Origin of the sequence: Streptomyces sp. NPDC006339 (genome assembly GCF_040612775.1) — a bacterium.
Lineage (GTDB): Bacteria > Actinomycetota > Actinomycetes > Streptomycetales > Streptomycetaceae > Streptomyces.
Genome location: NZ_JBEXQW010000004.1, coordinates 115046 through 132617 on the forward strand (window position 1 = coordinate 115046; position 17572 = coordinate 132617).

At 72.3% G+C, this 17572-nt stretch carries 18 protein-coding genes; 4 read left to right on the forward strand and 14 right to left on the reverse strand.

Annotated features, from left to right (window positions below; all coding sequences use genetic code 11):
• Positions 1 to 20: 20 nt before the first annotated feature.
• The 3 genes from ABZ135_RS04540 to ABZ135_RS04550 all read right to left on the reverse strand — a co-directional run bounded on the left by ABZ135_RS04540 (position 21) and on the right by ABZ135_RS04550 (position 3251).
• Positions 21 to 1040, reverse strand: coding sequence for a 1-aminocyclopropane-1-carboxylate deaminase (locus tag ABZ135_RS04540; RefSeq protein WP_356691696.1), 1020 nt, complete (start codon positions 1038 to 1040; stop codon positions 21 to 23).
• Between the two features lie 80 nt (positions 1041 to 1120).
• A complete protein-coding gene (locus ABZ135_RS04545; RefSeq protein WP_356691698.1) occupies positions 1121 to 1777 on the reverse strand; it encodes a GntR family transcriptional regulator in 657 nt (218 codons plus the stop codon).
• Between the two features lie 61 nt (positions 1778 to 1838).
• Positions 1839 to 3251, reverse strand: coding sequence for an alkaline phosphatase PhoX (locus tag ABZ135_RS04550; protein ID WP_356691700.1), 1413 nt, complete (start codon positions 3249 to 3251; stop codon positions 1839 to 1841).
• Between the two features lie 88 nt (positions 3252 to 3339).
• Here ABZ135_RS04550 and ABZ135_RS04555 point away from each other — a divergent pair, with 88 nt between their 5' ends.
• Positions 3340 to 4107, forward strand: a complete 768-nt coding sequence (locus tag ABZ135_RS04555) for an SDR family oxidoreductase (protein ID WP_356691702.1) — start codon at positions 3340 to 3342, stop codon at positions 4105 to 4107.
• A 683-nt stretch (positions 4108 to 4790) separates the two neighbouring features.
• On the opposite strand, the gene ABZ135_RS04560 is transcribed toward ABZ135_RS04555, so the two are convergent.
• The gene (locus ABZ135_RS04560) at positions 4791 to 6275 is read right to left on the reverse strand and encodes a hypothetical protein (RefSeq protein WP_356691704.1); all 1485 of its coding nucleotides are present in this window, start codon (positions 6273 to 6275) and stop codon (positions 4791 to 4793) included.
• Positions 6276 to 6479: 204 nt separating this feature from the next.
• Here ABZ135_RS04560 and ABZ135_RS04565 point away from each other — a divergent pair, with 204 nt between their 5' ends.
• Positions 6480 to 8357: an endonuclease/exonuclease/phosphatase family protein gene (locus ABZ135_RS04565; protein ID WP_356691706.1), complete on the forward strand. Its 1878-nt coding sequence runs from the start codon at positions 6480 to 6482 to the stop codon at positions 8355 to 8357.
• 21 nt (positions 8358 to 8378) lie between these two features.
• Here the strand turns inward: ABZ135_RS04565 and ABZ135_RS04570 are convergent, their stop codons facing one another.
• Positions 8379 to 9044 (reverse strand): antibiotic biosynthesis monooxygenase, encoded by a 666-nt coding sequence (locus ABZ135_RS04570; protein WP_356691708.1) that lies wholly within the window; start codon positions 9042 to 9044, stop codon positions 8379 to 8381.
• A 100-nt stretch (positions 9045 to 9144) separates the two neighbouring features.
• Between ABZ135_RS04570 and ABZ135_RS04575 the strand changes: the two genes are divergently transcribed.
• Positions 9145 to 9594, forward strand: coding sequence for a GNAT family N-acetyltransferase (locus tag ABZ135_RS04575; RefSeq protein ID WP_356691710.1), 450 nt, complete (start codon positions 9145 to 9147; stop codon positions 9592 to 9594).
• 60 nt (positions 9595 to 9654) lie between these two features.
• On the opposite strand, the gene ABZ135_RS04580 is transcribed toward ABZ135_RS04575, so the two are convergent.
• The 3 genes from ABZ135_RS04580 to dapD form a co-directional block, all read right to left on the reverse strand.
• Positions 9655 to 10392 carry an SDR family NAD(P)-dependent oxidoreductase gene (locus ABZ135_RS04580; RefSeq protein WP_356691712.1) on the reverse strand — a complete coding sequence of 246 codons (738 nt, stop codon included), beginning with the start codon at positions 10390 to 10392 and terminating at the stop codon, positions 9655 to 9657.
• A gap of 101 nt (positions 10393 to 10493) precedes the next feature.
• Complete coding sequence (locus ABZ135_RS04585) at positions 10494 to 10721, reverse strand: hypothetical protein (protein ID WP_356691714.1); 228 nt, start codon at positions 10719 to 10721, stop codon at positions 10494 to 10496.
• Between the two features lie 64 nt (positions 10722 to 10785).
• Positions 10786 to 11769, reverse strand: coding sequence for a 2,3,4,5-tetrahydropyridine-2,6-dicarboxylate N-succinyltransferase (gene dapD / locus ABZ135_RS04590; RefSeq protein WP_356691716.1), 984 nt, complete (start codon positions 11767 to 11769; stop codon positions 10786 to 10788).
• Between the two features lie 207 nt (positions 11770 to 11976).
• Between dapD and ABZ135_RS04595 the strand changes: the two genes are divergently transcribed.
• Positions 11977 to 13050 (forward strand): oxidoreductase, encoded by a 1074-nt coding sequence (locus ABZ135_RS04595; RefSeq protein ID WP_356691718.1) that lies wholly within the window; start codon positions 11977 to 11979, stop codon positions 13048 to 13050.
• A 101-nt stretch (positions 13051 to 13151) separates the two neighbouring features.
• On the opposite strand, the gene ABZ135_RS04600 is transcribed toward ABZ135_RS04595, so the two are convergent.
• From ABZ135_RS04600 to sufD, 6 genes are all read right to left on the reverse strand, one after another.
• Positions 13152 to 13466: a metal-sulfur cluster assembly factor gene (locus tag ABZ135_RS04600; protein ID WP_356691909.1), complete on the reverse strand. Its 315-nt coding sequence runs from the start codon at positions 13464 to 13466 to the stop codon at positions 13152 to 13154.
• A 98-nt stretch (positions 13467 to 13564) separates the two neighbouring features.
• Positions 13565 to 14026, reverse strand: coding sequence for a Fe-S cluster assembly sulfur transfer protein SufU (gene sufU / locus ABZ135_RS04605; RefSeq protein WP_017238621.1), 462 nt, complete (start codon positions 14024 to 14026; stop codon positions 13565 to 13567).
• Between the two features lie 10 nt (positions 14027 to 14036).
• Complete coding sequence (locus ABZ135_RS04610; protein ID WP_356691720.1) at positions 14037 to 15305, reverse strand: cysteine desulfurase; 1269 nt, start codon at positions 15303 to 15305, stop codon at positions 14037 to 14039.
• A complete protein-coding gene (gene sufC / locus ABZ135_RS04615; protein ID WP_356691722.1) occupies positions 15302 to 16066 on the reverse strand; it encodes a Fe-S cluster assembly ATPase SufC in 765 nt (254 codons plus the stop codon). Before sufC ends, ABZ135_RS04610 begins: the two co-directional genes overlap by 4 nt.
• Positions 16067 to 16073: 7 nt before the next feature.
• Positions 16074 to 16391, reverse strand: a complete 318-nt coding sequence (locus ABZ135_RS04620) for a non-heme iron oxygenase ferredoxin subunit (RefSeq protein WP_356691724.1) — start codon at positions 16389 to 16391, stop codon at positions 16074 to 16076.
• Positions 16391 to 17572 carry a Fe-S cluster assembly protein SufD gene (sufD, locus tag ABZ135_RS04625; protein ID WP_356691726.1) on the reverse strand — a complete coding sequence of 394 codons (1182 nt, stop codon included), beginning with the start codon at positions 17570 to 17572 and terminating at the stop codon, positions 16391 to 16393. Before sufD ends, ABZ135_RS04620 begins: the two co-directional genes overlap by 1 nt.

The following is a 17572-nucleotide window of genomic DNA, read 5'->3' on the forward strand; positions in this document are numbered from 1 at the left end:
CGGGCCGCGAGGTCCCGGCGCTAGAAGAGCGCGCTGTAGGCGTTGAGGGCCGGCTGGCCGCCCAGGTGGACGTAGAGCACGGTCGAGTCCCGGCCGATCTCGCCCCGGTCCACCAGGTCGACCAGGCCGGCCATCGACTTCCCCTCGTACACCGGGTCGGTGACCATGCCCTCCGTACGGGCGGCCAGCCGCATCGCGTCCAGGGTGGCCTCGTCCGGGATGCCGTACACGCCCGCGTGATAGCGCTCGTCCAGCTCGACGTCGGCGGCGGTGAGCGGGCGCTCCACGCCGATCAGGGCCGCCGTGTTCCGGGCGATCCGGGTGATCTGCTCATGCGTCGGCCCGGGCTTCGCCGACGCGTCGATCCCGACGACCCGCCGGGCCGGGCCGCCCGCCTCGGCGAGCGCGGCGAAGCCCGCGACCATGCCGGCCTGGGTGGAGCCGGTCACCGAGCAGACCACGACCGTGTCGAAGTGGACGCCGAGCTCCCGCTCCTGCTCGGCGACCTCGTACGCCCAGTTGGCGAAGCCGAGCCCGCCCAGCGGATGGTCGGAGGCGCCCGCCGGGATGGCGTACGGCCGGCCGCCCGCCTCCTCGACCTCGCGCAGCGCCTGCTCCCAGCTCTCCTTGAAGCCGATGCCGAAGCCGGCCCTGACCAGGCGGACATCGGCGCCGGCGAGCCGGCTGACGAGGATGTTGCCGACCTTGTCGTAGACGGAGTCCGGCCAGTCGACCCAGCTCTCCTGCACCAGGACGCACTTCAGCCCGGCCCGGGCGGCGACGGCGGCGACCTGCCGGGTGTGGTTGGACTGCACGCCGCCGATCGACACGAGCGTGTCGCAGCCCTGCGCGAGGGCGTCGGCGACGAGGTACTCCAGCTTGCGGGTCTTGTTCCCGCCGTAGGCGATGCCGGAGTTGCAGTCCTCCCGCTTGGCCCACAGGGCGGCACCGCCGAGATGGGCGCTCAGCCGCGGCAGCGGGTGGACGGGCGAGGGCCCGAAGAGGAGCGGATAGCGCTCGAAGTCGGCGATCGTCGGCATGCGTGCTCCCGGGGTGAGGTGACAAAGGGCGGTGGCCGGGGGCTTCCGAGGAGGGCCCGCCGGCCGGGACGGGCCGGCGGTCAGGAGTCGGTGGCCTCGTCCGCGAGCTCTTCGAGGGCACGCCAGATCTCCGAGGTGACCCGCACCGCCTCCTCCGTGTCGCCCGCCTCGCAGGCGTCGATGAGGCGGGTGTGCAGGGCGGCGGAGACACAGGTGCCGGCGTCGCCGAAGAGATGCCGCTCGACGCGGCGGATCAGCGGGGTGTAGCGCTCGACGGTGGCGGCGAGGGCGTGGTTGCCGCTCGCGCCGACGAGGACGTCGTGCAGCTCGTCGTCGGCGCGCAGGGCGGCGTCCACGTCGGCGGCGCGCACGGCCGCGGCGAACCGCTCGTTGGCCTCGCGCATGGCGCGGATGCCCTCGGGTCCGAGCAGCGGGACGGCGGTGCGGGCGGCGAGTTCGTGCATCACCCGCACCACGGAGGCGGCGTCCCGCACGACCCGGCTGACCAGCCGGGTGACCCGGGTGTAGCTCTGCGGTTTGGTCTCGACGAGCCCTTCGTCGCCGAGCCGGGCCAGGGCCTCGCGCACGGGTGCGCGCGAGAGCCCGAGCCGCTCGGCGAGTTCGCTGTCCTTGACCACGGAGCCGGGCGGGAGGTCACCGCGGACGATGGCCTCGCGCAGGGTGTCGTACGCCCGGTCGCGCAGCAGGGTCCGGCCCACCGGCCGTAAGACGTCCATGCATTGACATGTTAGATGTCGATCACCCGTAAGGGTAGGAGTCGCGGGTACGCCCGCGAGGTCAGCGGCGGGGCTGGCGGCGCCAGGGGCCGGTGATCGCGAGCATGATGCCGGGGTTCTGGATGCAGGCGTAGAGGGTGTCGCCGTCGGGCGAGAAGACGACGCCGGCGAACTCGCTGTCGTTCAGGTCGTTGCGGGCGATCGGATACGTGCGGCCGCTCTCGGTCGCGCCGAAGAGGTGCTGGACGCCTTCGCCGTCCTCGGCGATGACGAGCCCGCCGTACGGGGAGACGGTGATGTTGTCCGGGCCGTCGTAGGCGCCGTCCTGGTCCGGGGCGGCGTTGACGCCGAGCAGCACCTTGAGAGTGAGGGTGCGGCGCCTGGGGTCGTAGAACCAGACCTGACCGTCGTGCGGAGTGCCGGGGCTCTCGTCACGGGCGTACGAGGAGACGATGTACGCGCCGCCGTCGGCCCACCACATGCCCTCCAGCTTGCGGCCCCGGGTCACCTCGCCGGGCCCGAACTGGCGGCGTACGGGGATGGTGCGGGCGTCGCGGTCCGGGACGTCGACCCAGTCCACACCGTAGACGGTGCCGATCCTCGGGGCGCGGGAGAGGTCGTCGACGAACCGGCCCACCGCGTCGTAGCACTTGGGCGCCTGGAGGCGGCCGGCGTCGTCGGCGAGGCCGGCCAGCTTCCCGCGGCCGTGCTCGAAGCCGGTCGGCGGGACCCAGCGGAAGAAGAGGCCGTTGGGGCCGGAGGCGTCCTCGGTGAGGTAGGCGTGGCCGCGCCGGGGGTCGATGACGACGGCCTCGTGGTCGTAGCGGCCGAAGAACTTCAGCGGCTTCGGGTCGCGGTTGGCGCGGCGGTCGTGCGGGTCGACCTCGAAGACGTAACCGTGGTCCTTCGTCATGCCGTTGACGCCGGCGAGGTCGGAGTTCTCCTCGCAGGTGAGCCACGTGCCCCAGGGGGTGCGGCCGCCGGCGCAGTTGGTGGAGGTGCCGGCGATGCCCACCCACTCGGCGACGGTGCCGTCGCGGTGCACCTCGACGACCGTGCAGCCGCCGGAGGCCGCCGGGTCGTAGACCAGGCCCTCGGCGAGCGGGACGGGGTGCGCCCACTTCGAGCGGGGGCCCTTGAGCTCGTGGTTGTTCACCAGGTACGTGGTGCCGCGCGGGCCCTCGAAGGCGGCGGTGCCGTCGTGCTTCTCGGGCGTGAACTCGCCCGACTCCAGGCGGGTGACGCCGCTGTGGGTGACGACGCGGTAGGTGAAGCCCTCGGGGAGGGCGAGGAGGCCGTCGGGGTCGGGGAGGAGGGGGCCGTATCCGAGCCGGTGGCCGTGACCGTGCGGGTGCGGCTCGTCGGCGGCGAGCGCCTGCGGCGCGGTGGCGAGCGTGCCCACGGCGCCGGTCAGGGCGAGCCCGGCGCCCGCGACGGCGGACTGTCTGGCGAAGTCTCTGCGGTTGAGGGACATGAACGGTTCTCTCCCTGTCGTCACCCGGTGTCGCGGCACACGGTCGCGCCCCCGTATAAACGGCGGTTGAACAGAAAGGCGAACTCCCATGAACCTGCCCGCCCATGGACGGCGCGTCCTCGTCAGCGGCGCCTCGCGCGGTCTGGGCCGCGCGGTGGCCCGTGCCTTCGCCGCGAACGGCGACCGGGTGGCCGTGCACTACGGCTCCCGCGCCGAGGAGGCCCGCGCGACCCTCGCCTCCCTCGACGGCACCGGCCACGCCCTGGTCTCCGGCGACCTCGCCGACCCCGCGGAGGCGGCGCGGGTCGCGGACGCGGCGGCGGAGGCGCTCGGCGGCATCGACGTGCTGGTGAACAACGCGGCCGTGAACCTGCCGCATCCGCCGGCGACGACGCCGTACGAGGAGTGGGTGGAGCTGTGGCAGCGGCACGTCTCCGTGAACCTGCTGGGTACGGCGTGTCTGAGCCATCTGGCGGCGCGGCGGATGATCGACGCGGGGCGGGGCGGCCGGATCGTCAACATCGGCTCGCGCGGTGCCTTCCGGGGTGAGCCGGACCACCCGGCGTACGGCGCGACGAAGGCGGCCGTCCACGCCCTGGGCCAGTCCCTGGCCGTCGCCCTCGCCCCGCACGGCATCGCCGTGGCCTCCGTCGCCCCCGGCTTCTTCACCACCGAACGGGTCGCGCCCCGCCTGACGGGCCCCGAGGCCGCCTCCATCCGCGCCCAGAGCCCCTTCGGCCGCGTCGCCACCCCCGAGGAGATCGCCGCCGCCGTCCTCTGGCTCTCCTCCCCCGACGCCGAATGGACCTCAGGCACGATCCTGGACCTGAACGGCGCCTCCTACCTACGAACCTGACCCGGGGGGCGGGCGCCTGCCTCACCCTGCCGGGGCGGCGACCCATTGGGCGAAGCCGCCCCGTGCGCTGCGCTCTGCCCGCCCCGCCGGAGCGGCTCCCGCCCTTCTCCCAGCGCTGCCGCCGACGCGCTGTCCGCCCGCCTCCGGGCGCTGCGCGCGGAGCCTTGGCCCCGCCGGGGCGGTGCCCTACCGCCACTCCGTTGTGGGCATTCGTTCCGCTGGGGCGGAACGGGTGGGCACAACGGAACGGCGCCCCTTGCCGGGCCTAGGCTCCCGGTGCCTGAACCCGCACCACCAGTGCCCCGTACTCGTGGTGCGGGCAGGAACAGGTGCGGAAGGCGCCCGCATGGGCGCCGTCCCGTGTGCCCACCCGTCCCGCCCTGCGGGACGAATGCCCACACGGGGGTGGGGAGAGGCACCGCCCCGGCGGGACGCGGGCCGCACAGGCGCGAGGCGCGGGCCCGCAGGGCGCGGGGAAGGGACACCGCTCCAGCGGGACGCATGCCCACACGGGCGGGGGCGCAGGCCGACACGGGCACCGAGGCGCAGGCGCGCGGCAATGGGGGCGCTGCCCCAGCGGGGCGTGGGCTGACACAGGCCCGCACAGGCGCCGGGTCGCCGGCCCGGCGGGCGCGGGCCCGCACCGGCGGGGGGCTTGGGGCCCGCGGGGCCGGGCCCCGGGGTCAGGTGCGGGAGCGGGCCTTGAAGGCGGCTTTGCGGGCCTCCTTCGCCGTGGGCTTGTCCCGGTGCAGGCGCCCCATCGCGTCGAGGACATCCGCCGTGGCCGGGTGCTCGACGCGCCACACCGCCTCGAAGAAGCCCCCGTGACGCCCCGTCAGCCCCTCGATGAGCTCCTGCAGTTCCTCCGGGTCCCCGTCGGCGTCGAGGTGCGCGGCGATCGTGTCGACGGCCAGCCAGTAGATCATCGACTCTGGCGGCGCCGGCACGTCCGCCGCGCCGCGCTCGGCGAGCCAGACCCGGGCGAGGCCGCCGAGCTCCGGGTCGTCCAGGACCTCCCGTACGGCCGGCTCGGCCTCCGGGCCGACGAGGGACAGGGCCTGCTGGGCGTGGAGGCGGCGCACCGGCGCGCCGGGGTCGGTGCCCCGGGCCGCGGCGAGGAGCTCGCGGGCCGCCGCGGCACCGTCACGGCCGTCGAGCCAGCCCACGGTCTCCGCGCGGGCCGCGTCCTGCGGGTACGCGGCGATGCCGTCCAGCAGCACGTCGGCCCCCTTGTCGGCGAGCTCGCCGACCACGGGCGCGACGAGGCCGGCCTCCAGCATCCGGGCGCGGATGCCGTAGAGACCGAGCGGGGTGAGCCGGACCAGCCCGTAGCGGCTGACGTCCTCCTCGTCGACGGACGGCACCGCCTCGCCGGCCTCGCCCTCCTCCACCATCAGGGCCTCGTCCACGGGCCGGTACTCGACGAGCCCGATCGGTTCGAGGATCCGGAACTGCTCGTCGAGCCGCATCATCGCGTCGGAGACCTGCTCCAGGACGTCGTCGGTGGGCTCGCCCATGTCGTCGGGGACGACCATGGACGCGGCGAGCGCGGGCAGCGGCACCGGGCCGTCACCGGCCCCGCCCTCGCTGACCGTCAGCAGGTAGAGGTTGCCGAGGACGCCCTCCAGGAACTCGGCCTCGCCCTCGGGGTCCCAGTCGAGCGCCTCGAAGTCGATCTCGCCGTCGGGGCCGACGAGCGCGTCGAGGTCGTCGAAGTAGGGCGCGGCGGCGTCGGCGAAGACGGTCTCCAGGCCCTCGAGCCAGATCGCGAGGACGTCCTGGGGCGAACCGCCGGTGAGGAGCTTGAGGTTCTCTCCGGGCGCGGCGGTGCCCGCACCGTCACCGTCCTCCCCCTCGGTCGGCCCCTCGGCCTGCTCCTCCGCCTCCTCCGGGTCCTGGACGTCGATCAGACCCGTGTCGACGGCGACCCGCCACGCCTCGCTCGCGTACGCCTCGCCGTCCTCGTCGTCGGCGAGGCCGAGGAGCTCGGCGGCGGCCGGGAGCTGCTCGTCGACGAGTTCGCCGCCCGCTCCGACCCGGGTCTCGGGGCCGGCCCAGCGGGCCAGCCGCACGGCGCGGACGAGGAGGGGTGCGGCCAGGGCGTCCCGCGCCAGTTCCGCGTCCGAGGGCAGTCGAACGGGGGGCAGGGTCGGACGGTCCGGTGCCATCTGGGGTCTTCTCCTCGGCGGGGCGATGGGGTTCGGGGTGCTGCGCGAAGCCTTCAGCGTAGACGCATTCGGGGGCGGTCCGCCGGTTCACCGGGGCGTCAGCCTTCGTACACCCGTCAACCCTTGACAAGAGCGATGCTCTCCTACGAAATTGACGCGCGTAGATCGTTGGATCGTTTCTCCAATCCCTCACGGAGCACCTTGATGTCTTCCTCCATACCGAGATCGGCCGCCGTCGCCGCCGTCGTCTCCGCCGCCCTCGCCGCCGGTCTGCTCGGCGGCGCGTCCGCATCCGCCGACGACGCGACCACCGACACGGCCACGGCCACGGCAGCGGCCGCCGGTGCGGCGGCCCCCGTCCGGATCCACGACATCCAGGGCACCACCCGCGTCTCGCCGCTCGCCGGCAAGCAGGTCACCGGCGTCACGGGCGTCGTCACCGGTGTGCGGACGTACGGTTCGCGTGGATTTTGGATCCAGGATCCGATATCCGATGACAACCCGGCCACCAGTGAGGGCATCTTCGTCTTCACCAGCTCCGTCCCGACCGTCGCCGTCGGCGACGCGGTCAGCGTCAACGGCACCGTCACCGAGTACGTGCCGGGCGGCCTGAACTCCGGCAACCAGTCCCTGACGCAGATCTCCAAGCCGGCGATCACCGTCCTGTCGAAGGGCAACGCGGTCCCCGCGCCCGTCACCATCTCGGCCGGCTCCGTCCCGGGCGCGTACACCCCCCAGGGCGACCCGGCGGCCGGCGGCTCCATCAACGGCCTCACCCTGCGGCCGGACACCTACGCCCTGGACTACTACGAGTCCCTGGAGGGCACCAACGTCCGCATCGGCACCTCGCGGGTGGTCGGCGCGACCGACCCGTACTCCGAGCTCTGGGTGACGGTCAAGCCGTTCGAGAACGACAACGTCCGCGGCGGCACGGTCTACGGCTCGTACGACTCCCAGAACACCGGCCGGCTCCAGATCCAGCAGCTCGCCCCGATCTCCCAGAAGCCGTTCCCGAAGGCGAACGTCGGCGACTGGCTGGCCGGCACCACCGAGGGCCCGCTGGACTTCAACCAGTTCGGCGGCTACACCCTGGTCGCGCACACCCTCGGCGAGCACGTGGACCTCGGCCTGGAGCGCGAGGTGACCGAGCGGCAGCACAAGAACGAACTGGCCGTCGCCACGTACAACGTGGAGAACCTCGACCCGACCGACCCGCAGGAGAAGTTCGACGCGCTCGCCGAGGCCGTCGTCGAGAACCTCGCCTCGCCCGACATCCTCGCCCTGGAGGAGATCCAGGACGACAACGGCGCCAAGAACGACGGCACGGTCACGGCCGGCGAGACGCTGAAGAAGTTCACGGCCGCGATCACGGCGGCCGGCGGCCCGGCGTACGAGTGGCGCTCGATCGACCCGCAGAACAACAAGGACGGCGGCGAGCCCGGCGGCAACATCCGTCAGGTCTTCCTCTTCAACCCGGCGCGGGTCTCCTTCGTCGACCGCCCGGGCGGCGACGCCGGCACCGCGACCGCGGTGACCGGCACGAAGGGCGACGCCCACCTGTCCGTCTCGCCGGGCCGGATCGACCCGGCGAACACCGCCTGGGACAACAGCCGCAAGCCGCTCGCGGGCGAGTTCCTCTTCCGCGGCCGCACGGTCATCGTGGTCGCCAACCACTTCGGCTCCAAGGGCGGCGACGAGTCGCTCGTCTCCCACCACCAGCCGCCGAACCGTTCCTCCGAGGCCAAGCGCCTGCTCCAGGCGAAGTCCGTCAACGCCTTCGTCAAGGACGTCCTGGCTCTCGACAAGCAGGCCGACGTGGTCGTCCTCGGCGACATCAACGACTTCGAGTTCTCCGGGACGACGCAGGCGCTCACCGAGGGCGGCGCGCTGTTCCCGGCCATCACGTCGCTGCCGCGCGGCGAGCGCTACTCGTACGTCTACCAGGGCAACAGCCAGGTCCTCGACCAGATCCTGACCAGCCCCGGCGTGCACCACTTCGAGTATGACAGCGTGCACATCAACGCCGAGTTCGCGGACCAGAACAGCGACCACGACCCGCAGGTGCTGCGCTTCCGCCCGTAACGGCGCACGCGGGACCTCGGCTCACGCGCCCGCGCTCAGACTGAGCGCGGGCGCGTACCTGCGGGTGCGGTCGTCGGCGATCCCCGCGAAGGCCCCCGTCTCGGCCTGCCGGCGGACGTGTGCCGTCTCGCTCTCCCACTCGGCGTAGTGGAAGAGATGGGTGCCGTCGGTGGTGAGATGGGCGTACGCGGCGATCCGGCCGTCGCCGCCGCCCTCGGCCCCCGCCGCCTCCAGGGCGTCGGCCAGGGCGTCCGGCCCCTCGGGCCCGATCTCGACGAGGGAGACGGCCACGCACCCGGGCACCGCGGCCTCCCGGCCCTCCGCCTCGTACACGGTCGTACGGAACGGTGGTGCCAGGCGCCGCAGTCCGACGCGCTCGATGCCCGGGACCGCCGCGTCGATCTCGGCGTTGCGTCCGTCGCGCTGGGTGCGGACGAAGTCCCGGTACCTCTCCTCGCTCGTCCACTGCGAGTGGTGCAGGAGGGTGTCGCCGTCGCTGCCGACGAAGACGCTGTACGAGAGCAGGCCGGCGTCCGGCCAGTCCCGGCTCCGCCAGGCCCGCCGGATGGCCCGTACGGTCGCCCGCTGCCGTTCGGGCGTGCCGACCCGCCATCGGCTGGCCAGGACGAGGCCGACTCCGGGGTGGCGCAGATCGGGGCGGGCGTGGGGGTTCTCGATGGTGTCCATGATCCCAGGCTGGATCCTCAACCGCGCTTGAGGTCAAGGGACTCGGGAGGCCCAGCGGACTCCGGAGTCGGCCGTGGCCGGTCGTGGGAGACTTCCGGCCGTGATCCTTCGTCCCGCCACGCGTGCCGACCTGCCCGCCGTCCTCGCCCTCCTCGCCGACGAGGAGCGGGTCGTGGACCCGGCGTCGGTGACCGTCACGCCCGCGTACGAGCGGGCGTTCGCGGACATCGAGGCCGATCCGCGCAACGAGGTGCTGGTGCTCGTGGCGGAGGAGGGCGGCCCGGTCGTGGGCTGCCTCCAGGCCACGTACATCCCCGGCCTCGGCAAGGGCGGGGCCGAGCGGGCGCTGATCGAGGCGGTCCGGATCAGGGCCGACCGGCGCGGCGGCGGGCTCGGCCGGGAGCTGATGACCCTGGCGGTCGCGCGGGCCCGGGCCCGTGGCTGCGCGCTCGTCCAGTTGACCAGCGACAAGTCCAGGACCGACGCCCACCGCTTCTACGCGTCCCTGGGCTTCGCCCGCAGCCACGACGGCTTCAAGCTGGCGCTCTGAGACCGCTCGGCCGAGACCGGTCCCCGAGACCGGCCCCCCGGGAGCGCTCGGCCGAGACCGTCAGCCCAGCAGGTGTCCGCCGCCGTCCACGAGCAGCACCTCGCCGGTGATGTACGAGGCGTTCGCCAGGTCGTGGACGGCCTCGGCGATGTCCTCGGGGCGGCCGATCCGGCGCAGCGGCACGACGGAGGCCACGTGCTCCTTGGCGGCGTCGGCGCCCTCGACCCCGTCGAACCAGGGGGTGTCGATGAGCCCGGGCGCGACCGCGTTGACCCGCACCTCGGGGCCGAGGGTCTTGGCGAGCAGCTTGGTCATGTGGTTGACGGCGGCCTTGGTCACGGCGTACGGGATGGAGCTGCCGCCGGGCCGGACGCCGGCCTGGGAGGAGATGTTCACGATGGCGCCCCCGGTCCCGCGCAGGTGCGGGACGGCTGCGGTGACGGTCTGCCAGACGCCGATGACGTTGACGTCGTAGAGGGAGCGCCAGACGTCGGGCGAGGCGGCCGCGAAGTCGTCGTGCGGGATGAACCGGGTGGTGCCGGCGCTATTGACCAGGAGGTCGAGCCGCCCGAAGTGGGCGACGGTCTCCTCGACGAGCCGGGTGGCCTGGGCCTCGTCGGAGACGTCGGCCCGGAAGTAGTGGGCGCCGGGGAGTTCGGCGGCGAGCTTCTCGCCGGCCTCGACGGAGCGGGCGGAGTTGACGGCGACCCGGTAGCCGGCGGCGGTGAGGCGGCGGGCGACGGCGGCTCCGATGCCGGAGGACGAGCCGGTGACGAGGGCGACGCGCTGTTCGGTCATGTGCTGAATCCTTTTCGCTGACCTCCTGTCGCGCAGGTCGATCATGCCAGACGGCCCGCCGCCCCGGTGAGGGGCGGCGGGCCGTCGGCGAGGAGCCGGGTTCAGGCGGCGTCGGTCGTGTGGGTGCGGCTGTTGAGGATCGCCGCGTGCTCGAGGACGTCCTCGAGCGGGTCGTCGATCTGCCCGGTGTGCAGCGAGAGGCTGGGGCCGTTGGTGACCTGGGGACCGTTGTGCGTGCGCGTGTGCGTCTCGTCCGCCGAGGCGGCCCCCGCCGGCAGCAGAACCGCCGCTATCACCAGCGCACCGACAACGGTGGGCCTCGTCCTCATGTCGACTCCTCGCCTTGTCCGATGATGGGCTCCGCGTCACCTTGGTAACGCGGAAACGACCCGATCAGTTGTGGCTGTGGAGGATCTCGTTGAGGCCGCCCCAGACCGCGTTGTTCGGGCGGGCCTCGACGGCGCCGGTGACCGAGTTGCGGCGGAAGAGGATGTTCGAGGCGCCGGAGAGCTCGCGGGCCTTCACGATCTGGCCGTCGGGCATGGTGACCCGGGTGCCGGCGGTGACGTAGAGACCGGCCTCGACGACGCACTCGTCGCCGAGCGCGATGCCGATGCCCGCCTCGGCGCCGATGAGGCAGCGCTCGCCGATGGAGATGACGACGTTGCCGCCGCCGGAGAGGGTGCCCATGGTGGAGGCGCCGCCGCCGATGTCGGAACCGTCGCCGACGACGACGCCGGCGGAGATGCGGCCCTCGACCATCGAGGTGCCCAGGGTGCCCGCGTTGAAGTTGACGAAACCCTCGTGCATGACGGTGGTGCCGGCGGCGAGGTGCGCGCCGAGGCGGACCCGGTCGGCGTCGGCGATCCGGACACCGGCGGGCGCCACGTAGTCGGTCATGCGGGGGAACTTGTCGATCGAGGTGACCTGGAGGTGCAGGCCCTCGGCGCGGGCGTTGAGCCGCACCTTCTCGATGTCGTCGACGGCGACGGGGCCGAGCGAGGTCCAGGCGACGTTGGCGAGGTGGCCGAAGATGCCGTCGAGGCTCAGGCCGTGCGGCTTGACCAGCCGGTGGCTGAGCAGGTGCAGACGCAGGTAGGTGTCGTGCGCGTCGAGCGGCTTGTCGTCGAGGGAGGCGATGACGGTGCGGACGGCGACCACCTCGACACCGCGGCGGGCGTCCACGCCGAGGGCCTTGGCGGCGCCCTCGCCGAGGGCGTCCACGGCCGCTTCGGGGGTGAGCCGCTCGGTGCCGGCGGGGCCGGGGGCGTCGGTCAGCGCGGGGGCGGGGAACCAGGTGTCGAGAACGGTGCCGTCACCGGCGAGGGTGGCGAGGCCGGCGGCGACGGCGCCGGTGGTGCGAGGAGCAGTGGTCATGACGGAAAACCTAACCGGCCGGGCGGCGCACGGGCCAACCGGTCTCAGGTGTCGGTCCGGCGGTCCGTGGCTTCCGACGAGCCGGCGTCCGCCGTCTTGGGCGCATCGTTCAGGCCCACGCGCGCCCGTCGCGCGCGGACGCCCGCGGACGCCCCTGTGTGCGTACGGGGTGGCGGCGGCCGGGACGCTCCGGGCTACGGTGTGCGCATGACATACGCCTCGGGGCCGTACGGATACGGCTATCCCGCTCCGCCACCGCCGCCGAAGCCCGGCGTCATACCCCTGGCACCGCTCGGCTTCGGCGAGATCCTGACCGGCGCCTTCGCCACCTACGGCCGCTACTGGAAGCCGCTGATCGGCGTCGCCGTGGCCGCCTACGCGGCCGCCGCGGCACTGATCGGCCTGGCGCTCCTGATCGCCTGGGCCGCCGTCGGTGACGACGTGCGGCGCCTGATCGACACCCCCGAGGGCCACAGCCCGGACTTCTCCGACTTCCAGCCGCTGATCGTCGCCTTCGTGTGCGTCTGGCTGGTCGGCATGATCGGTTACGTGCTCTCCAGCGGCCTGGTCTACGCGGCCGCCCCTGCCGTGGTCCAGGAGGCCGTCCTCGGCCGCCCGATCGGCTTCTGGGCCGTGTGGGCGCGCGCCTGGTCGCGGCTGGGTGCGGTGATCGGCTCGGTCGTCCTGGCGATGCTCGCCACCTTCGTCCCGGTGGTGCTCTTCATGGTCGGCGCCGGGTTCCTGATGGCGGCCATGTTCGAGGCCCTCGCCGCCTCCGAGGGCGGCCGCACCGACGACGGGTCCGGCCTCGCCGTCATCGGCGTCCTCGTCTTCGTCGGCGCCCTCGCGCTGCTGCCGCCGGCACTGTGGCTGTGGATCAAGTTCAGCCTCGCCCCGACGGTCGCCGTCATCGAGAACCAGGGCCCGATGGCCTCCCTGCGCCGCTCCTCCGCCCTCGTCAAGGGCTCCTGGTGGCGCGTCTTCGGCTGCACGCTCGCCACGGTCATGATCGTGGGCATGGCCGCCGGTCTGATCCAGCAGATCATCTCGCAGATCGGCGCGATCCCGATGGCCACGATCGACCTGAGCGGCGACCCGACCCCCGGCGAGCTCATCGCCGCGTTCGGCGGCCTCATGGCGGTCCTGGCCCTCGCCCAACTCCTCGTCCAGGCCGTCGCCGCCCCCTTCCCGCCCCTGGTCTCCGCCCTCCTCTACGTCGACCAGCGCATCCGCCGAGAGAACCTGGCCCAGACCCTGGCCCAGACGGCGGCCATGTCCTGACCCTCACGCCGACGCGAACGCCGATGGGCCGCACCCGGAGGGGTGCGGCCCATCGTGGCGACGTCGGCCGGACGCCGGTCAGGCGTCGGTCAGACGTCGGATCAGACGTTGAAGCCGAGCGCGCGGAGCTGCTCGCGGCCGTCGTCGGTGATCTTGTCGGGGCCCCACGGCGGCATCCAGACCCAGTTGATCTTCAGCTCGCGGACGATGCCGTCGGTGGCGGCCTTCGCCTGGTCCTCGATCACGTCGGTCAGCGGGCAGGCCGCGGACGTCAGGGTCATGTCCAGCGTGGCGACGTTGGAGTCGTCGATGTGGATCCCGTAGATGAGGCCCAGGTTGACCACGTCGATACCCAGCTCGGGGTCGACGACGTCGTAGAGGGCCTCGCGGACCTCCTCCTCGGAGGCCGGCTTCATCGTGGCCGCCTCGGTCGGCTGCGCCGTCTCGGCGGCGGGCGCCTCGGCCGGCTCCGTGGCCTCGGCCTTCTCGGTCGCGTTCTCGGTCGCGTTCTCGGTCATGCCGACTTCCTCTCCGCGTCACCCAGTGCCTGGGCCGTCGCGTCCTTCCACGCCATCCAACTGAGCAGCGCGCACTTCACCCGGGCCGGGTACTTCGAGACTCCGGCGAACGCGACCGCGTCCTCCAGGATCTCCTCCATCGCGTCGTCCGGCTCGATCTGGCCCTTGGACTGCATCAGCTCCAGGAAGGTGCCCTGGATCTTCTGCGCCTCGGCCAGCTCCTTGCCGACGAGCAGCTCGTTGAGGACGGAGGCCGATGCCTGGCTGATGGAGCAGCCCTGGCCCTCGTACGACACGTCCTCGATGCGCGAGCCGTCGTACTTCACGCGGAGCGTGATCTCGTCGCCGCAGGTCGGATTGACGTGGTGCACCTCGGCGTCGCCGTCCCGAAGACCGCGCCCGTGCGGGTGCTTGTAGTGGTCCAGGATGACGTCCTGGTACATCGAATCCAGCTTCACGAGCCGTCCCCTAGCCGAAGAAGTTCCGAACGTGCTCCAGTCCCTCGACCAGGGCGTCGACCTCGGCCGGAGTGGAGTACAGATAGAACGACGCTCGCGTGGTCGCGGGAATTCCGTACCGGAGGCAGACCGGCCGCGCGCAGTGGTGGCCGACCCGGACCGCGATGCCCTGCTCGTCGAGCACCTGCCCCACGTCGTGGGGGTGGATGTCCCCGAGCGTGAAGGAGATCGCGGCGCCGCGGTCCTCGGCCGTGGTGGGGCCGATGATCCGCAGGTCCGGAACCTCCTGGAGGCGGCGGACGGCGTATTCGGTGATCGCGTGCTCGTGGCGCGCGATGTTCTCCATGCCGATCGCCGACAGGTAGTCCACGGCCGCGCCGAGGCCGACGGCCTGGGCGATCGGGGGCGTACCCGCCTCGAACTTGTGCGGGGCCGGCGCGTACGTCGAGGAGTGCATCGAGACGGTCTCGATCATCTCGCCGCCGCCGAGGAAGGGCGGCAGGTCCTCCAGGAGTTCCTGCCGTCCCCACAGCACGCCGATGCCGGTCGGGCCGCACATCTTGTGGCCGGTGAAGGCCACGAAGTCGGCCTGGAGCGCCTGCACGTCCAGGACCATGTGCGGGGCCGCCTGCGAGGCGTCGATGCAGACCAGCGCGCCGACCTCCTGGGCGCGGCGGATGATCGTCTCGACCGGGTTGACCGTGCCGAGCAGGTTCGAGACCAGCGTGAAGGAGACGATCTTGGTCTTCTCGGTGATGACCTCTTCGATGTTCGAGAGGTCGAGACGGCCGTCGTCGGTGAGGCCGAACCACTTCAGCTTCGCGCCGGTGCGCTGCGAGAGCAACTGCCACGGGACGATGTTGGAGTGGTGTTCCATCTCCGTGATGGCGATCTCGGTCTCGTGGTCCACGCGGTAGGGCTCGTCGGCCCAGCCCAGCATGTTGGCCACGAGGTTGAGCGACTCCGAGGCGTTCTTGGTGAAGATCACCTCGTCGCGGCTCGGCGCGTTGATGAAGGCGGCGACCTTGTCGCGGGAGCCCTCGTACAGCGCGGTGGCCTCCTCGGCGACCGTGTAGACACCGCGGTGGACGTTGGCGTTGTGCCGCTCGTAGTAGGCGTTGAGCGCGTCGAGGACCTGGCGCGGCTTCTGCGAGGTGGCCGCGGAGTCCAGGTACACGATCTTCTTGCCGTCGTGGACCGTGCGATCCAGGAGCGGGAAGTCCTTGCGGATCGCCTCGGTGTCGAGGAGGCCGGTCAGCCCCTGATGGGCGGAAGTCACGCGGATGCGCCACCCTTCACGTACTTGTCGTAGCCCTCGTTCTCCAGCGTGTCGGCGAGCTCGGCGCCACCGGACTCGACGATGCGGCCGTTCGCGAAGACGTGCACGAAGTCGGGCTTGATGTAGCGGAGGATCCGCGTGTAGTGCGTGATCAGCAGGGTGCCGACCTCGCCGGTCTCGCGGACGCGGTTGACGCCCTCGGAGACGATGCGAAGGGCGTCGACGTCGAGGCCGGAGTCGGTCTCGTCGAGGATCGCGATCTTCGGCTTGAGCAGCTCGAGCTGGAGGATCTCGTGGCGCTTCTTCTCACCGCCGGAGAAGCCCTCGTTGACGTTGCGCTCGGCGAAGGCCGGGTCCATGTGCAGCTTCTCCATGGCCTCCTTCACCTCCTTGACCCAGGTGCGCAGCTTGGGGGCCTCGCCGCGGACGGCGGTGGCGGAGGTGCGCAGGAAGTTGGAGACCGAGACACCGGGGACCTCGACCGGGTACTGCATGGCCAGGAACACGCCGGCGCGGGCGCGCTCGTCGACCGACATCTCCAGGACGTCCTCGCCGTCGAGGGTGACGGTGCCGCCGGTGATCGTGTACTTCGGGTGGCCGGCCAGCGAGTACGCCAGGGTCGACTTGCCGGAGCCGTTCGGGCCCATGACGGCGTGGGTCTCGCCCTGCTTGATGGTCAGGTCGACACCCTTGAGGATCTCACGCGGACCGTTCTCGGCCTCGACGGAGACGTGCAGGTCGTGGATTTCAAGCGTTGCCATGGGTGACTCAGGACTCCTGGGTGACGGAGACGAGCACATCGTCCCCTTCGATCTTTACGGGGTATACGGGGACGGGGCGCGTCGCGGGCAGGCCGGACGGCTTGCCAGTGCGGAGGTCGAAGGCGGAGCCGTGCAGCCAGCACTCGATCTGGCAGTCCTCCACCTCGCCCTCGGAGAGGGAGACGTTCGCGTGCGAGCAGATGTCGTGGATCGCGAACACCTCGCCCTCGGTCTGGACGAGGGACACCGGCGTGCCGTCGAGTTCCACCCGCTTCGGGGTGTCCTCCTCCAGCTCGCTCAGCGCACAGGCGCGGACGAAGGCCATCAGACGGACGCCTCCAGCTCCGCCTCGATCTTGGCGATGAGGCGCTCCTCGACGTCCGGCAGGCCGATCTGCTGGACCAGCTCGGCGAAGAAGCCGCGGACGACGAGGCGGCGGGCCTCGGTCTCCGGGATGCCGCGGGACATCAGGTAGAAGAGCTGCTCGTCGTCGAAGCGGCCGGTGGCCGAGGCGTGGCCGGCGCCGGCGATCTCGCCGGTCTCGATCTCGAGGTTCGGCACGGAGTCGACCCGGGCGCCGTCGGTGAGGACGAGGTTCCGGTTGAGCTCGTAGGTGTCGGTGCCCTCGGCGGCGGCCTCGATGAGGACGTCGCCGATCCACACGGCGTGGGCGTCCTGGCCCTGCAGCGCGCCCTTGTAGGCCACGTTGGACTTGCAGTGCGGCACGTTGTGGGTGACCAGGAGGCGGTGCTCCTGGTGCTGGCCGGCGTCGGTGAAGTACAGGCCGAAGAGCTCGGCCTCGCCGCCGGGGGCGGCGTACTGCACGCGCGGGTGGAGGCGGACGACGTCACCGCCGAAGGTGACGACGACCGACTTGAAGGAGGCGTCGCGGCCGACCAGCGCGTTGTGCTGGGCGACGTGGACGGCCTTCTCGTCCCAGTCCTGGACGCAGACGACGGTCAGCTTGGCGCCGTCGCCGAGCACGTAGTCGACGTTGGCGGCGAGCACCGCGTCACCGGTGTGGTCGATGACCACGACGGCCTCGGCGAAGGCGCCGAGCTCGATCACCTGGTGGCCGAAGGCGACCCCGCCCTGGCCGTGCACGGCGATGCGGATCGGCTCGGTGAGGACGGCCTCCTTGGCGACGGTGACGACCGATGCCTTCTCGAAGGAGGAGTACGCCTGGGCGGCGACGCGGTCGACCGGCGTGCCGGCCTTGCCGAGGCGCGCGTCGTCGCGGCCGACGGTCTCCACGGTGACGCCCTCGGGGGCCTCGACCTCGACGCGGACGCCCTCGCCGGTGGCGACGGCGGTGCCGTCGTGGAGGCCGCGCAGGCGCTCCAGCGGCGTGAAACGCCACTCCTCCTCGCGGCCGTGCGGGACGGGGAAGTCCGCGACGTCGAAGGACGGGGGGGCGCTCATGCGCGTCGCGACGGTGGACTCGGCGGCCACCGCGATCGAGCCGGCGGTGGTGGAGCCCGCCGGGATGTTCTGAGCCTCAGCCAT

Excerpts from the sequence above, each read along its gene's own strand:
- ABZ135_RS04540 (WP_356691696.1), bottom strand. The coding sequence starts at position 1,040 with ATGCCGACGATCGCCGACTTCGAGCGCTATCCGCTCCTCTTCGGGCCC.
- sufD (WP_356691726.1), bottom strand. The coding sequence starts at position 17,572 with ATGGCTGAGGCTCAGAACATCCCGGCGGGCTCCACCACCGCCGGCTCG.
- ABZ135_RS04545 (WP_356691698.1), bottom strand. The coding sequence starts at position 1,777 with ATGGACGTCTTACGGCCGGTGGGCCGGACCCTGCTGCGCGACCGGGCG.
- ABZ135_RS04570 (WP_356691708.1), bottom strand. The coding sequence starts at position 9,044 with ATGGACACCATCGAGAACCCCCACGCCCGCCCCGATCTGCGCCACCCC.
- ABZ135_RS04585 (WP_356691714.1), bottom strand. The coding sequence starts at position 10,721 with ATGAGGACGAGGCCCACCGTTGTCGGTGCGCTGGTGATAGCGGCGGTT.
- dapD (WP_356691716.1), bottom strand. The coding sequence starts at position 11,769 with ATGACCACTGCTCCTCGCACCACCGGCGCCGTCGCCGCCGGCCTCGCC.
- ABZ135_RS04550 (WP_356691700.1), bottom strand. The coding sequence starts at position 3,251 with ATGTCCCTCAACCGCAGAGACTTCGCCAGACAGTCCGCCGTCGCGGGC.
- ABZ135_RS04600 (WP_356691909.1), bottom strand. The coding sequence starts at position 13,466 with ATGAAGCCGGCCTCCGAGGAGGAGGTCCGCGAGGCCCTCTACGACGTC.
- ABZ135_RS04555 (WP_356691702.1), top strand. The coding sequence starts at position 3,340 with ATGAACCTGCCCGCCCATGGACGGCGCGTCCTCGTCAGCGGCGCCTCG.
- ABZ135_RS04560 (WP_356691704.1), bottom strand. The coding sequence starts at position 6,275 with ATGGCACCGGACCGTCCGACCCTGCCCCCCGTTCGACTGCCCTCGGAC.
- ABZ135_RS04580 (WP_356691712.1), bottom strand. The coding sequence starts at position 10,392 with ATGACCGAACAGCGCGTCGCCCTCGTCACCGGCTCGTCCTCCGGCATC.
- ABZ135_RS04620 (WP_356691724.1), bottom strand. The coding sequence starts at position 16,391 with ATGGCCTTCGTCCGCGCCTGTGCGCTGAGCGAGCTGGAGGAGGACACC.
- sufC (WP_356691722.1), bottom strand. The coding sequence starts at position 16,066 with ATGGCAACGCTTGAAATCCACGACCTGCACGTCTCCGTCGAGGCCGAG.
- ABZ135_RS04595 (WP_356691718.1), top strand. The coding sequence starts at position 11,977 with ATGACATACGCCTCGGGGCCGTACGGATACGGCTATCCCGCTCCGCCA.
- ABZ135_RS04565 (WP_356691706.1), top strand. The coding sequence starts at position 6,480 with ATGTCTTCCTCCATACCGAGATCGGCCGCCGTCGCCGCCGTCGTCTCC.